At 55.7% G+C, this 13,199-nt stretch carries 17 protein-coding genes; all 17 read left to right on the top strand.

Translation table 11 applies throughout. From position 1 onward, the window contains the following. Positions 1-6 precede the first annotated feature (6 nt). From GN208_RS01660 to cobS, 17 genes are read left to right on the top strand one after another with little or no spacing between them, the layout of a single operon-like run. Positions 7-636 carry a cobalt-precorrin-8 methylmutase gene (locus GN208_RS01660; protein WP_004236146.1) on the top strand — a complete coding sequence of 210 codons (630 nt, stop codon included), beginning with the start codon at positions 7-9 and terminating at the stop codon, positions 634-636. A gap of 2 nt (positions 637-638) precedes the next feature. Then, positions 639-1,796: a cobalt-precorrin-5B (C(1))-methyltransferase CbiD gene (gene cbiD / locus GN208_RS01655; protein ID WP_004236148.1), complete on the top strand. Its 1,158-nt coding sequence runs from the start codon at positions 639-641 to the stop codon at positions 1,794-1,796. Further along, on the top strand, positions 1,793-2,404 hold the full coding sequence (locus tag GN208_RS01650) for a cobalt-precorrin-7 (C(5))-methyltransferase (RefSeq protein ID WP_004236149.1): 612 nt from the start codon (positions 1,793-1,795) through the stop codon (positions 2,402-2,404). Before cbiD ends, GN208_RS01650 begins: the two co-directional genes overlap by 4 nt. Beyond that, positions 2,404-2,973: a decarboxylating cobalt-precorrin-6B (C(15))-methyltransferase gene (locus tag GN208_RS01645; RefSeq protein WP_004236150.1), complete on the top strand. Its 570-nt coding sequence runs from the start codon at positions 2,404-2,406 to the stop codon at positions 2,971-2,973. Before GN208_RS01650 ends, GN208_RS01645 begins: the two co-directional genes overlap by 1 nt. Beyond that, a complete protein-coding gene (locus tag GN208_RS01640; RefSeq protein WP_004239025.1) occupies positions 2,966-3,745 on the top strand; it encodes a cobalt-precorrin-4 methyltransferase in 780 nt (259 codons plus the stop codon). The genes GN208_RS01645 and GN208_RS01640 overlap by 8 nt, the downstream gene beginning before the upstream one ends. Next, on the top strand, positions 3,720-4,787 hold the full coding sequence (locus tag GN208_RS01635) for a cobalt-precorrin 5A hydrolase (RefSeq protein WP_004236152.1): 1,068 nt from the start codon (positions 3,720-3,722) through the stop codon (positions 4,785-4,787). Before GN208_RS01640 ends, GN208_RS01635 begins: the two co-directional genes overlap by 26 nt. Then, positions 4,781-5,506, top strand: coding sequence for a precorrin-3B C(17)-methyltransferase (locus GN208_RS01630; RefSeq protein ID WP_004236153.1), 726 nt, complete (start codon positions 4,781-4,783; stop codon positions 5,504-5,506). Before GN208_RS01635 ends, GN208_RS01630 begins: the two co-directional genes overlap by 7 nt. Next, on the top strand, positions 5,503-6,291 hold the full coding sequence (locus tag GN208_RS01625) for a cobalt-precorrin-6A reductase (RefSeq protein ID WP_243828280.1): 789 nt from the start codon (positions 5,503-5,505) through the stop codon (positions 6,289-6,291). Before GN208_RS01630 ends, GN208_RS01625 begins: the two co-directional genes overlap by 4 nt. A gap of 17 nt (positions 6,292-6,308) precedes the next feature. After that, the gene (locus GN208_RS01620) at positions 6,309-7,091 is read left to right on the top strand and encodes a sirohydrochlorin cobaltochelatase (protein ID WP_004236155.1); all 783 of its coding nucleotides are present in this window, start codon (positions 6,309-6,311) and stop codon (positions 7,089-7,091) included. A 9-nt stretch (positions 7,092-7,100) separates the two neighbouring features. Further along, on the top strand, positions 7,101-7,826 hold the full coding sequence (locus GN208_RS01615) for a cobalt-factor II C(20)-methyltransferase (protein ID WP_004236156.1): 726 nt from the start codon (positions 7,101-7,103) through the stop codon (positions 7,824-7,826). A 15-nt stretch (positions 7,827-7,841) separates the two neighbouring features. Next, positions 7,842-8,576: an energy-coupling factor ABC transporter permease gene (locus GN208_RS01610; RefSeq protein ID WP_004236159.1), complete on the top strand. Its 735-nt coding sequence runs from the start codon at positions 7,842-7,844 to the stop codon at positions 8,574-8,576. Then, on the top strand, positions 8,573-8,851 hold the full coding sequence (locus GN208_RS01605) for an energy-coupling factor ABC transporter substrate-binding protein (protein ID WP_004236160.1): 279 nt from the start codon (positions 8,573-8,575) through the stop codon (positions 8,849-8,851). Before GN208_RS01610 ends, GN208_RS01605 begins: the two co-directional genes overlap by 4 nt. Then, positions 8,838-9,515, top strand: a complete 678-nt coding sequence (locus GN208_RS01600) for an energy-coupling factor ABC transporter transmembrane protein (RefSeq protein WP_004236162.1) — start codon at positions 8,838-8,840, stop codon at positions 9,513-9,515. Before GN208_RS01605 ends, GN208_RS01600 begins: the two co-directional genes overlap by 14 nt. Continuing rightward, positions 9,512-10,360 (top strand): ATP-binding cassette domain-containing protein, encoded by an 849-nt coding sequence (locus GN208_RS01595; protein WP_004236164.1) that lies wholly within the window; start codon positions 9,512-9,514, stop codon positions 10,358-10,360. The genes GN208_RS01600 and GN208_RS01595 overlap by 4 nt, the downstream gene beginning before the upstream one ends. Then, positions 10,357-11,892, top strand: coding sequence for a cobyric acid synthase (locus tag GN208_RS01590; RefSeq protein WP_004236165.1), 1,536 nt, complete (start codon positions 10,357-10,359; stop codon positions 11,890-11,892). Before GN208_RS01595 ends, GN208_RS01590 begins: the two co-directional genes overlap by 4 nt. Continuing rightward, positions 11,889-12,434, top strand: coding sequence for a bifunctional adenosylcobinamide kinase/adenosylcobinamide-phosphate guanylyltransferase (gene cobU / locus GN208_RS01585; RefSeq protein WP_004236166.1), 546 nt, complete (start codon positions 11,889-11,891; stop codon positions 12,432-12,434). The genes GN208_RS01590 and cobU overlap by 4 nt, the downstream gene beginning before the upstream one ends. Next, positions 12,431-13,198, top strand: coding sequence for an adenosylcobinamide-GDP ribazoletransferase (cobS, locus tag GN208_RS01580; RefSeq protein ID WP_243828279.1), 768 nt, complete (start codon positions 12,431-12,433; stop codon positions 13,196-13,198). The genes cobU and cobS overlap by 4 nt, the downstream gene beginning before the upstream one ends. The last annotated feature ends 1 nt before the right edge of the window (position 13,199 follow it).

Raw genomic sequence — 13,199 nt, 5'->3', positions numbered from 1 at the left:
AAAAATATGAGTTACATACAACAGCCGCAGGAAATCGAAAAAAACAGTTTTCTGATCATTGATGACATTATCCGCGAAACACGGCCGGAATACCGTTTCGCCAGTGATGATCACGCGGCAATTATCAAACGCGCTATCCATACCACTGCCGATTTTGACTGGCTGGATATCCTGCATTTTTCTGATGGTGTGATTGAAATCCTCCGTGACGGCATTATGCGCGGCTGCACTATTTATACCGATACCACTATGGCGCTGTCCGGGATCAACAAAACCCGCCTGGCGAAATACGGCTCAGAGTGCCGCTGCTATGTCAGCGACCCGCGTGTGGTCGCTGCCGCCAAAGAGCAGCAGATGACCCGCTCTATGGCCGCCGTGGATATCGCCATGCAGGAGCCGGGTGAGAAAATTTTTGTCTTCGGTAATGCCCCGACCGCCCTGTTCCGCGTGCTGGAACACGCAGAAAAACCGGTTGCCGTTGTCGGTGTACCGGTCGGTTTTGTCGGCGCGGCGGAATCCAAAGATGCGCTGGCGGAGAGTTCGCTGCCGTGTATCGCCGCGCTCGGCCGCAAAGGCGGCAGTAACGTGGCCGCTGCGATTATCAACGCCATCCTTTACCGGATGCCGGAGGCGTAATCATGACGCAGAAAAACATCACAGCACCTGACGATAACGGCACCGGCGTCGTCTGGCACAAAGGCAAGGCACTGCGCAAGGGGTATACCACCGGCTCCTGTGCCACCGCTGCCGCCAAAGTGGCGGCGCTGATGGTGTTGCGTCAGGAAGTGATTCAGCAGGTGTCGATTGTCACGCCGTCCGGTGTGACACTGAACCTGAATGTGGAAGATCCGCTGATTTGCGGGCAATCCGCCACCGCCGCCATCCGTAAAGATGGCGGGGATGATATTGATGCCACCCACGGCATGCTGATTTTTGCCCGTGTCGCAGTCAATGACAGCGGCATTATCACCCTGGACGGCGGCGAAGGTGTCGGCCGGGTGACGAAGGCCGGTGTTGGTCTGCCTATCGGTGACGCGGCGATCAACAAAACGCCGCGTCAGACTATTGAAGCGGCGGTCCGCGAAGTCATCGGCCCGAACCGGGGGGCGGATATCACCATATTTGCCCCGGAAGGGGAAGAGCGGGCGAAAAAAACCTATAACGGTCGCCTCGGTATTCTCGGCGGAATTTCTGTCATCGGCACCAGCGGTATTGTCACGCCGATGTCGGAAGAGAGCTGGAAACGCTCCCTCTCCATCGAGCTGGAAATGAAACGCACCCAGGGTATGACCCGCGTTTTCCTGGTGCCGGGTAACCACGGCGAACGGTTTGTCAGCGAACAGCTCGGGCTGGACGGCACCTATGTCGTCACTATGAGTAACTTTGTCGGCTATATGCTGCAGGAAGCCACACGACTGAAGTTTGAGCAGGTGGTGATCCTCGGGCACTTCGGCAAGCTGGTCAAAATCGCGGCAGGCATTTTCCACACCCACAGCCATATTGCGGATGCGCGGATGGAAACCCTGATCGCCAATCTCGCCCTGATCGGCGCCCCGCTCTCCTTATTACAGGAAGTGGACGGCTGCACCACCACCGAAGCGGCGATTGAACTGATTAACGCACAAGGCTGGCAGGCGGTCTATCCGCGGATCGCAGAAAAAATCTGTGACCGGATTAATCAGATGCTGCGTTTCTCCGATGAGCCGCCGCACTGTGATGCCATTCTGTTCTCGTTTGATAATCAGGTGCTGGGGACCAACCGGCCGCTCAGCGCCATAACGGAGGGATTCCGATGATTTATGTGACAGGTGTGGGCCCCGGCTCAGAAGCGTATCTGACCCGGCGGGCAGCGGATGTGATTTCCGGGGCGGACATTTTAATCGGCGGTCAGCGCCATCTGGATGAATTTGCCGGGCTGACCACAGAAACCCGTGTCATTGATGCGGATATCAGCGGCCTGATGAACTGGATAGCAGAGCGTCTTGATCGCCGCATTGTCATTCTGGCTTCCGGTGACCCGATGTTTTTCGGCATCGGCAAACGCATCAGTGAAACCTTCGCACCGGAGCAGGTGCAGATGGTGCCGGGCATCAGCTCCGTACAATATCTGTGTTCCCGCGCGGGAATGGATATGAATGATATTTATCTCACCAGCAGCCACAACCGCAGCCCGGATTTTGACTGGCTGCTCGCCCATGAGCGTATCGGTATGGTGACGGACAGTAAGATCGGCCCGAAAGAAATTGCCGCTGAAATCCGTCAGCGCGGCCAGACCCGGCGGATGATCATCGGAGAAAACCTCTCCGGCCGCAATGAACGGATCACCATCCTCAATGCGGACGATGTCAGCGGGGATTACGACATGAATGTGGTGTTAATTGATAAACAAGGCAGTGTGGCCTGATGAAAGACGAACTGTTTCTGCGCGGACAACAGATCCCGATGACCAAAGAGCCGGTACGGGCTCTCGCCCTGTCGCGGCTGGATTTACAGGGTGCACAGCGCCTGATTGATGTGGGTGCGGGCACCGGCAGTGTTTCGATTGAGGCGGCACTCAGCCACCCGGCGCTTGAGATTATTGCCATCGAGAAAAAACCGGAAGCCATTGCGCTTATCAAAGAGAACTGCCTCCATTTCCGCTGCCCGCAAATCCGCGTGATTGACGCGTATGCACCGGTGGAACTGGCCGAAAAAGCAGATGCCGTGTTTGTCGGCGGTACCGGAGGAAATCTCACGGAGATTATCGACTGGTCTCTCGATCATCTGCACAGCGACGGCACCCTGGTGATGACCTTTATCCTGCTGGATAACCTGACACAAGCCATTGCGCACCTGAAACAGTGTGCGGTGAGCGAACTGGACTGCTGTGAATTACAGGCCGGAAATATGACCGCGCTCGGACACAGTTATTATTTTAAACCGAATAATCCTACCTATCTTATTTCCTGCCGTAAGGAGGCGCGTTGTGGCTGAACAGTTTGACCGTCAGAAAGTCTGGTTTGTCGGAGCCGGTCCCGGGGATATCAGTCTTATCACCCTGAAAGGCTACCGTATTTTACAACAGGCTGACATCGTCATTTATGCCGGTTCGCTTATCAATACTGATCTGCTGGACTACTGCAAAGACGGCGTCGAAAGCTACGACAGCGCCGCCATGACCCTCGACGACATCATCACTGTGATGGTTGACGGCGTGAAAAGCCACAAACTGGTGGTGCGTCTGCAGACCGGCGACCTATCCCTGTACGGCTCTATCCGTGAACAGGGCGAAGTGCTGGCAGAACACAATATCGGCTTCAGCGCGATCCCGGGCGTCAGTTCCTTCCTCGGTGCCGCAGCCGAACTGGGTGTGGAATACACCGTACCGGAAGTGTCCCAGAGCCTGATCATCACCCGTATCGAAGGCCGCACACCGATGCCGCCGAAAGAGAGTCTGCGCAGCTTTGCCGCTCACCAGACCTCAATGGCGATTTTCCTGTCTGTTCAGGATATCAAAGGCGTGGTGGAGCAACTGACCGAAGGCGGTTATCCGGAAACCACCCCGGTCGCCGTGGTGTATAAAGCGACCTGGCCGGATTGTCAGGTGCTGCGCAGTACTCTGGCGGAGATCACCGTTGCCGTGCGCGACGCAAAAATCCGCAAAACCGCACTGATTCTGGTCGGTCCGTTCCTCGGCGACGAGTATCACTATTCAAAACTGTATGACGCAGGCTTCAGCCATGAGTACCGCAAAGCCTCGCGGTAAGCGCATTGCGCTGTTTTGCCTGACACCGGGCGGCAAAGCGCTGGCGGAAAAGATCCGCCCGCTGCTGCCGGTGACCTGTTACACCAGCGAAAAACTGGTCTCGGATGGCTTTGAACCGTTCCGTGACGGCTTTGCCGCCACCTTACAGCAGGCATTTGCAGAGAATGACGCTCTGATTGTCATCGGCGCAACCGGCATTACCGTGCGGGTACTGGCACCGGTGATTCAGGACAAAATGAGTGACCCTGCCGTGATCGTGATGGATGAGAAAGGACAGCATGTGATCAGTCTGCTCTCCGGCCATCTCGGCGGGGCTAACGAGCTGGCCACCTGGCTGGCGGGCCGGATCGGCGGACAGGCGGTGATCACCACCGCAACCGATGTCAATCAGGTCACCAGTTTTGATCTGCTGGCGCAGGAGATGAATGCCACGTTCACCGATTTCCGCGCCACCGTCAAAACCCTGAACCAGATGATGGTCAGCGGGGATCGTATCGGCATCTGGTGGCATCCTGATATGGCGGCAGAGCAGGATAAATACGCCTTACCGGGGCTTATCCCGGTGGCGGATCTGCGCACTCTGCCGGAACTGGATGCGCTGGTGTGTGTCAGTTACCGCCGCGAGGAAGTGATGCTGCCGGTGCCGGTATATAAACTGATCCCGCGCCGGATTATTGCCGGTATGGGCTGCCGCAGAGATACCGGGGCAGACGAGGTTCAGCAGCTGTTTGCTGAACAGCTGGCTGAGAACAATCTGCTGCCGGAAGCCGTCCGCGCTATCGGCAGTATTACCCTGAAAGCACAGGAGCCCGCCCTGCTGGCGCTCGCTGCCCGCTATCAGGTGCCGTTTACCGTATTCAGTGCTGAGGAGCTTGCCCCTGTGGCGGCACAGTTCCCGGAATCAGAATTTGTTAAAAAAACCACGGGTGTCGGGAGTGTATCCCGGCCGGTCGCCTGGCTGATGAGCAAAGGCTGTCTGATAGGGCAAACCTGTAAGACCCGGGGGATCACCATTACGTTAGGAGCAGAAACAGTATGTTAACCGTTATAGGCATTGGCCCCGGCAGTGAAGCCATGATGACCGAAGAAGCCGTCACCGCACTGAAAGAAGCGGAAGTGGTCGTCGGGTATAAAACCTATACCCATCTGGTGAAACCTCTGGTGGGCGACAAAGAAGTCATCAAAACCGGCATGCGCAAAGAGATCGAACGCTGCTATCTGGCCATTGAGCTTGCACAGGAAGGCAAAAACGTGGCGATGGTGTGCAGCGGTGACGCCGGGATTTACGGCATGGCCGGGCTTATCCTCGAAATCGTCACCAAAGAGAAGCGCGATATTCAGGTGCGTGTGGTGCCGGGTATTACCGCCAGTATCGCCGCCGCGTCTTTACTGGGTGCCCCGCTGATGCACGACTTCTGCCATATCAGCCTGAGCGACCTGCTCACGCCGTGGGAGGTGATTGAGAAACGCATCAAAGCCGCCGCCGAAGCCGATTTTGTTATCTGTTTCTATAACCCGCGCAGCCTGGGCCGCGAAGGTCATCTGGCCCGTGCCTTTGAACTGATGGCACCGTTCAAAGCCGCCACCACCCCGATCGGCGTGGTGAAAGCTGCGGCCCGTAAGAAAGAAGAGAAATGGATCACCACCTTCGGTGAGATGGAATATGAGCGTGTCGATATGACCAGCCTGGTGATTGTCGGTAATAAATCCACCTATATCAGTGATGACCTGATGATCACACCACGGGGATACAAACTGTGAATGACGGCAGACTGCTGATTTTCGGCGGGACCAGTGATGCCCGTCTGCTCTGTGAGCGCCTGGATGCACAGGGAGTCCGCTACCGGCTCTCGGTCGCCACCGCCGCAGGCCGTCAGCAGGCAGCCGGATTACAGGGTGAGATCCGGGAAGGCCGGATGGATGCACAGGCGATGGCGGAATACTGCCGCCGTGACGGGATCCGCCTGCTGGCGGATCTCTCGCATCCTTACGCCGCCGTGCTCAGCGACACTATTTTGCAGGTGCAGCGTGAGCTGGGCATTCCGCTGGTGCGTTATAACCGCCCGAGTGATATTGACGCGGTTGATAACCCGCTGATTTACAAAACGGACTCCATCGACAGCGCCTGTGAGATTGCCATGACACTCGGTCAGCGGATTTTGCTGACCACCGGCAGCAAACAGCTGGCGGATTATATTGCCCGGCTGCCGGGCAAAACCGTGCTGGCGCGGGTACTGCCGACACAGGAAGTGCTGGCGCAGTGCGAATCTTACGGGATGACCATTGACCAGATTTTTGCCCTCAAAGGGCCGTTTTCGGCGGAATTTAATGAAGCGTTTTACCGTTACTGCGGCACGGATGTGGTGATCACCAAAGAGTCCGGCACCCAGGGCGGATTCAGTGAAAAAATCGCCCCCTGTCTGGCGCTGGGAATTCCCTGCATTGTCGTGGTACGCCCGCAGACCCGGGTGTCCGGTGATGTGACTGAATTGCAGGATCTTTGCGGGGTAGAGCAGTATCTGACATCCCGTTTTTCTGTCTGTTGATTTACTGAGGTTATGAGATGAAAAAAGCGTTATTAGTGATTAGTTTCGGCACCAGTTACGCGGAAACCCGTGAAAAAAATATCGAAAGCTGTGAAAAGCAGCTTGCGGCAGCGTTCCCCGGCCGTGATTTTTTCCGCGCCTTCACCTCCGGCATGATTATCCGCAAATTAAAAGAGCGCGATAACCTGCATATCAATAACCCTGAAGAGGCATTACGCCATCTGCACGAGCAGGGTTATGAGGATGTGGCTATCCAGTCACTGCATGTGATTAACGGGGACGAATACGAAAAGATTGTCGGCCAGGTTGAAAAATACCGTCCGTTCTTCCGCTATCTGCGCGTGGGCAAGCCGCTGCTGAGCAGTTTTGAGGATTACTCACAGCTGATTGATGCCCTGCACTTCCAGATGCCGGAACTGAAAGCCGACGAGCGTGTGGTATTTATGGGTCACGGTGCCACTCACCACGCCTTCTCCGCTTATGCCTGCCTGGATCACATGATGACCAACAGCGGCTTCCCGGGACGTGTCGGGGCGGTGGAGAGCTATCCGGAAATCGACCTGATTATTAAAGGTCTGAAAGCCGAAAACGTCCGCAAAGTACACCTGATGCCGCTGATGCTGGTCGCCGGTGACCATGCCATCAATGATATGGCCTCCGATGAAGAAGATTCCTGGAAAACACAGCTGGAACAGGCCGGAATCGAGGCTACCGCATGGTTACAGGGCATGGGTGAGAACAATATGATCCGTCAGATGTTTGTCGAACACCTGGCGCAGACAATGGATAACGGGGAGTAATATCCGCACATGAGTCAGCAAACAGAAAAACCACAGGGCAGACTTTACGCTATCGGCACCGGTCCCGGTGCCAGTGACCTTATCACGGTGCGCGGCGCACGGATTATCAGCGAGCTGGATATCCTGTATGCCCCGGCCGGTAAGAAAGATGCCCCGAGCCTGGCACATACCATTGTCGCCCCGTATATCACCGGTAAAACTACGGTGAAAACCTATCACTTCCTGATGAAAGCGCCTCAGGAAGCGAAAGAAGCAGTCTGGGATGATGTCGCGAAAGCGATTCAGGAGGATGTGGCTGACGGTAAAAAAGTCGGCTTTATCACCCTGGGCGATTCCATGCTGTTCAGTACCTGGGTTTCCCTGCTGGAGCGTATCGGCAATCAGCCATGGCTGGAAGTGATTCCGGGCGTGACCTCGTTTGCGGCTATCGCTTCACGGGCCGTTGTCCCGCTGGCAATGGAAAACCAGAGCCTTGCTGTCATGTCATGTACCGCATCTCCCGAAGAGCTGGAGCATGCGATCACGCATCATGAATGCATTGTGTTAATGAAGGTCTATGGTCGTTTACAACAGGTACGCGATCTGCTCCGCCGCCATGATTTGTTTGATCATGCCATCCTGATGGCCGATGCCACACTGGAAACTGAACAGTGCTGGCGGCGCCTGGATGAGATCGACGACGAACAGACACTGCCTTATTTCTCAACGGTATTAATTAATAAAACCCGGAAATAATTCGGTGAGGTTGTTATGCAACAGAAACTCACGCAGTTCTCGTTAACCGGTGCCGCCGTCACTATTCTGCTGATGATTGCACCCCAGGAAGCCTTTGCCATGCATATCATGGAAGGCTTTTTACCGCCGATGTGGGCGATTGCCTGGTGGCTGATTTTCCTGCCGTTCCTCGGCGCGGGGATTGTCCGCCTTAAAGCGATTGTTCAGGAAGATGCCAACCAGAAAGTTCTGCTGGCACTGTGCGGCGCCTTTATCTTTGTGCTTTCCGCGCTGAAGATCCCGTCAGTGACCGGCAGCTGCTCTCACCCTACCGGGGTGGCGCTGGCAGTGATCCTGTTCGGGCCATCCGTGGTAGCTGTGCTCGGCTCCATCGTGCTGCTGTTCCAGGCATTACTGCTGGCACACGGCGGCCTGACCACCCTCGGTGCCAACGGCATGTCGATGGCGGTTATCGGACCGATTGTCGGCTATCTGGTCTGGCGTTTCACCACCAAACTGGGCTGGCGTAAGGATGTCTGCGTCTTCCTTGTCGCGGTGATAGCGGATTTAACCACCTATTTTGTCACCTCGGTGCAGCTCGGTGTCGCTTTCCCGGATCCGCAGATGGGGATGGGTGCGGCGATCCTGAAGTTCATGGGTATCTTCTGTCTGACTCAGGTACCAATTGCGATTGCGGAAGGTCTGCTGACGGTACTGGTTTATGATCAGCTGGTGAAACGTAACCTAGTGGGTAACGAGGTGCGGGCATGAAAAAGACACTGATTTTACTGTTTCTGACTGTTGCGATTTTTGTCATCCCGTTCTTTATCGATCATGGCGGTGAATACGGCGGTTCAGACGATCAGGCAGAGCAGCAGATCCTCGCTATCGCGCCGGATTATGAGCCCTGGTTTGAGTCTCTGTACGAACCGGCCAGTGGTGAAATCGAAAGTCTGCTGTTTACATTACAGGGCTGTCTGGGCACTGCAGTGATTTTCTACGTGCTCGGTTACTACCGCAGCGGCCGGAAAAATGCAAAGCCTTGATGCGCTGAGTTATCAAAGCCGCTGGCGTCAGCGTGACCCGGGGATGAAGTTTGCCTTCTGGGTCGTGATGATGGTTCTGGCCATGAGCCTGCCGCCGGCAGGCCAGGCGGCTTTATTGCTGTGTATTGCGGCGTTTACCTGCTGGTTACTGCGGGTATCGCCGCTCCGCTATCTTAAATGGCTGCTGATCCCGTTCAGTTTTCTGGCTGTGGGTCTGGTGGCCATTATTATCTCATTTGCCCGCACACCGGACACTCTGCTGTGGGGCATTCAGATTGGTCAGTACTGGGTTGGCCTTGATCCCGCCGGTCTGACAACTGCCAATCAGACCTTCTGGCGCAGCATGGCGGCTCTCGCTGCCACCTTCTGGTTTATGCTCAATATGCCGTTTGAGCAGCTGATTAAACTGATGAAACGCGGCCGTCTGCCGCTGGTGCTGATCGAGCAGATCCTGCTGACCTGGCGCTTTATCTTTATCTTTCTGGAAGAAGCCGCCACCATTTACCACGCACAATCCCTGCGCTTCGGCTACCGCAACCTGCGCACCGGCTACCGCTCACTGGCGATGCTGGTCACCATGCTGTTTTCCCGCGTGATGATGCGCTATCAGCAAATGTCCGTCGCACTGAATGTGAAGCTCTATCAGGGAGATTTCCACCTATGAATCATCATCCGCAATTATCGGTCAGCGGTCTCACATTCCGCTATCAGGACGATAATATCCTGAAAAACCTGACGATGGATTTCGGTGCGCACCAGGTCACCGGGATTATCGGCGCCAACGGCTGCGGAAAATCCACCCTGTTTATGAACCTGTCCGGTATTCTGAAACCGCAGGACGGTCAGGTGAACTGGCGGGGTAATCCGCTGAAATACGACAAAAAATCCCTGCTGGAATTGCGTCAGCATGTGGTGACCGTCTTTCAGGATCCGGATATGCAGATTTTCTATACCGATGTGGACAGTGATATCGCTTTCGCCCTGCGCAATCTCGGGGTGGATGAGGATGAAATCAAACGCCGTACCGATGAGGCCCTGCGTCTGGTGGATGCGCTCGCCTTCCGCGACAAACCGGTGCAGCACCTGAGTTTCGGACAGAAAAAACGCGTGGCAATTGCCGGGGCGCTGGTGATGCAGTCAGATTATCTGCTGCTCGATGAACCGACGGCCGGGCTGGATCCTGCCGGACGTCAGCAGATGATCGATCTGCTGGCCCGTATTGCCGCCGCCGGTAAACACATTGTGATTTCCAGCCATGACATTGATCTGATTTATCAGGTCTGTGATGGTATTTACGTGATGTCGCACGGCGAAGTATGCGGCCACGGCACGCCGGAGTCCGTTTTCCTGCAAAAAGAGATGATCACCGCCGCCGGGCTGGAACAGCCGTGGCTGGTCAAACTCCACTGCGAAACCGGACTGCCGCTGTGCAAAACTGAACAGGCGCTGTTTGCACAATTGCAGCAGCAGACAACTCCCGCCGCCGGAACACACGAGGTAATGGCATGACATTTTCACTGATGATCCAGGGTACTGCTTCCGATGTCGGAAAAAGTGTATTAGTTGCCGGATTCTGCCGGATTTTTTCTCAGGATGGCTATCACTGCGCGCCGTTCAAATCACAGAATATGGCACTGAACTCGGGGATCACCCGTGACGGCAAAGAGATGGGCCGGGCGCAGATCTTTCAGGCGGAAGCTGCCGGTATAGAACCGGATGTGCGCATGAACCCGGTTCTGCTCAAACCGACCTCTGACCGCAAATCCCAGGTTATTCTGATGGGGAAAGTCGCGCAAAATATGGATGCGGCGGAGTATCACCTCTACAAACCTCAGTTGAAAGCCATGATCCGTGATGTTTACAATGACCTGGCTTCTGAGCACGACATTATTGTGCTGGAAGGCGCGGGCAGCCCGGCGGAGATCAATCTGCGCGACGGCGATATTGTGAATATGGGTATGGCTGAAATGATAGACGCGCCGGTGATCCTGGTGGCGGATATCGATCGCGGCGGTGTGTTCGCCTCGATTTACGGCACACTCGCCCTGCTGGCAGACGACGAACGCGCCCGGGTGATCGGCGTGATCATCAATAAATTCCGCGGTGATGTCGCTCTGCTGATGCCGGGCATTAAACAAATCGAAGATCTGACCAACGTTCCGGTGCTCGGCGTGCTGCCGTGGCTGGATGTGGATCTGGAAGATGAGGACGGCGTGGCGCTGCAGGTCGGCAAATATGACGGCAAAACAGAGGAAGTGCTGGATATTGTGGTGGTTCAGCTGCCGCACATTGCCAACTTCACCGACTTCAATGCCCTTGCCGCCCAGCCGGATGTCCGTCTGCGTTATGAATCCGATCCGCTGCTGGTCGGTGAACCGGATCTGCTGATTATCCCGGGCAGCAAAAACACCCTCGGTGATCTGCTGTGGCTGCGTCAGAAAGGAATGGATAAAGCCATTCTCACCCGCCATGCACAGGGTACACCGGTTGCCGGGATCTGCGGCGGCTATCAGATCCTCGGTAAACATATTTATGATGATGTCGAATCCGGATTATCCGATCTGCCGGGACTGGGGCTGCTCGATATCACCACCCGCTTCTCACCGGAAAAAAATACCACCCAGACCGCCGGAACCGTGTGCGGCGCACTGCCGGGGATCTGGTCAGCCTGTCAGGGTGAACCGATCAGCGGCTACGAGATCCACATGGGCGTATCCGAAACCGGCGCGGATGCCATCCCGTTTGCACAGATGCATGAGAAAAACCGCGAGCCGTGCAACCATGCTGACGGTGCGGTCAGCCCGGACGGCAGTGTGATGGGCTCTTATCTGCACGGAATTTTTGACCGCAACAATTTCACCCGTCCGCTGCTCAATCAGCTGCGGAAAAAGAAAGGGCTGGAGCCCCTGCCGGAGAGCACGTTTGATTATGCGCTGCATAAAGAACAGCAGTTTAATATTCTGGCGCAGCAGATGCGGGAACACCTCAATATTGATGAAATCTGCCGTCTGATGCGTGTACACAAGGAGAAAACAGCATGATTTTAATTACCGGCGGCGCCCGCAGCGGTAAAAGCAGTTTTGCTGAAGAACTGGTGGATAACCGCTGTCACAGTGCGCTCTATATCGCCACCTCAGTGGTGACGGATGATGAAATGGCCGCCCGCGTGGCACGCCATAAGGCCGATCGCCCGCAGCACTGGCGTACGTGGGAAGGTTTTAAAAATATTGCGCATGCTATCCGTTATGAACGCAAACCGGGCGAAGGGGTGATGCTGGAATGCATCACCACGCTGATTGCCAATCTGCTCTATGACGCCTCGGGCGGCGCGGATCCGGACACGCTCGATTACGCACAACTGGAGATCGGCATCAACAGCGAAATCGACCATATTATTGATGCCTGCAAAGAGAGCGAGTGCCCGGTGTATATCGTCACCAACGAACTGGGGATGAGCATCACACCGGAAAACCGGCTGGCACGCCATTTTGTCGATATCGCCGGACGTATTAATCAGAAACTCGCCCGCCAGGCCGAACAGGTCTGGCTGGTGGTCTCCGGGATCGGAGTTCAGATCAAATGAACCTGAAATACCTGTGGGCGACACTCCAGTTTATTACCCGCATTCCGGTGCCGCAGCGCTGGAGTGAAGGCACGGAGTTTCAGCAGTACGGACGTGGCGTACCATTTTTTCCGGTGGTCGGATTGATTGCCGGGATCATTGCAACACTGCTGACGGTGTGGATTGCGCAAGCGGCTCACAGTCCGCTGATCGCCGCGCTGGGCTATGTGCTGGCACTGAGCCTGATCACCGGCGGTTTTCACCTCGATGGCCTGGCAGATACCTGTGACGGTATTTTCTCCGCCCGCAAACGCGAAAGAATGCTGGAGATCATGCGCGACAGCCGCATCGGTACGCATGGCTGTCTGGCACTGATTTTTGCCCTGATGGCAAAATCCGCTGCCGCGTATGAGCTTCTCGCCTCCTCTTCCCTTTCCCTGACCACCGCTGCCGGATTGCTGATTTGCGCCCCGGTCGCAGGCCGCACCTGTATGTCACTGGTGATGTACAACCAGCGCTATGCCCGCGAGGGGGAAGGTATGGGCAATATTTATATCGGCCGTATCACTCTGCGCCAGTTTGTCATCACCCTCGCCACCGGCGCGGTGATTGTCACGGTAGCGGGCGGAATGAAAGCCCTCGGCGCACTGATTATCACCGCCTTTATTATTTACGGGCTGGGGCGTTATTTCCGCCATCACCTCGGCGGACAAACAGGGGACACACTCGGTGCCGCTGAAGAGTGCGGGGAAATTATCTTCCTGCTCGCGCTGTTCTGGGTGTAAG

Source organism: Morganella sp. HSTU-ASny43 (genome assembly GCF_022819185.1).
GTDB lineage: Bacteria > Pseudomonadota > Gammaproteobacteria > Enterobacterales > Enterobacteriaceae > Morganella > Morganella morganii.
This window is presented reverse-complemented; position numbering and strand designations above follow the sequence as displayed.

Excerpts from the sequence above, each read along its gene's own strand:
- GN208_RS01660 (WP_004236146.1), top strand. The coding sequence starts at position 7 with ATGAGTTACATACAACAGCCGCAGGAAATCGAAAAAAACAGTTTTCTG.
- cbiD (WP_004236148.1), top strand. The coding sequence starts at position 639 with ATGACGCAGAAAAACATCACAGCACCTGACGATAACGGCACCGGCGTC.
- GN208_RS01650 (WP_004236149.1), top strand. The coding sequence starts at position 1,793 with ATGATTTATGTGACAGGTGTGGGCCCCGGCTCAGAAGCGTATCTGACC.
- GN208_RS01645 (WP_004236150.1), top strand. The coding sequence starts at position 2,404 with ATGAAAGACGAACTGTTTCTGCGCGGACAACAGATCCCGATGACCAAA.
- GN208_RS01635 (WP_004236152.1), top strand. The coding sequence starts at position 3,720 with ATGAGTACCGCAAAGCCTCGCGGTAAGCGCATTGCGCTGTTTTGCCTG.
- GN208_RS01630 (WP_004236153.1), top strand. The coding sequence starts at position 4,781 with ATGTTAACCGTTATAGGCATTGGCCCCGGCAGTGAAGCCATGATGACC.
- GN208_RS01620 (WP_004236155.1), top strand. The coding sequence starts at position 6,309 with ATGAAAAAAGCGTTATTAGTGATTAGTTTCGGCACCAGTTACGCGGAA.
- GN208_RS01615 (WP_004236156.1), top strand. The coding sequence starts at position 7,101 with ATGAGTCAGCAAACAGAAAAACCACAGGGCAGACTTTACGCTATCGGC.
- GN208_RS01610 (WP_004236159.1), top strand. The coding sequence starts at position 7,842 with ATGCAACAGAAACTCACGCAGTTCTCGTTAACCGGTGCCGCCGTCACT.
- GN208_RS01605 (WP_004236160.1), top strand. The coding sequence starts at position 8,573 with ATGAAAAAGACACTGATTTTACTGTTTCTGACTGTTGCGATTTTTGTC.
- GN208_RS01600 (WP_004236162.1), top strand. The coding sequence starts at position 8,838 with ATGCAAAGCCTTGATGCGCTGAGTTATCAAAGCCGCTGGCGTCAGCGT.
- GN208_RS01595 (WP_004236164.1), top strand. The coding sequence starts at position 9,512 with ATGAATCATCATCCGCAATTATCGGTCAGCGGTCTCACATTCCGCTAT.
- GN208_RS01590 (WP_004236165.1), top strand. The coding sequence starts at position 10,357 with ATGACATTTTCACTGATGATCCAGGGTACTGCTTCCGATGTCGGAAAA.
- cobU (WP_004236166.1), top strand. The coding sequence starts at position 11,889 with ATGATTTTAATTACCGGCGGCGCCCGCAGCGGTAAAAGCAGTTTTGCT.
- cobS (WP_243828279.1), top strand. The coding sequence starts at position 12,431 with ATGAACCTGAAATACCTGTGGGCGACACTCCAGTTTATTACCCGCATT.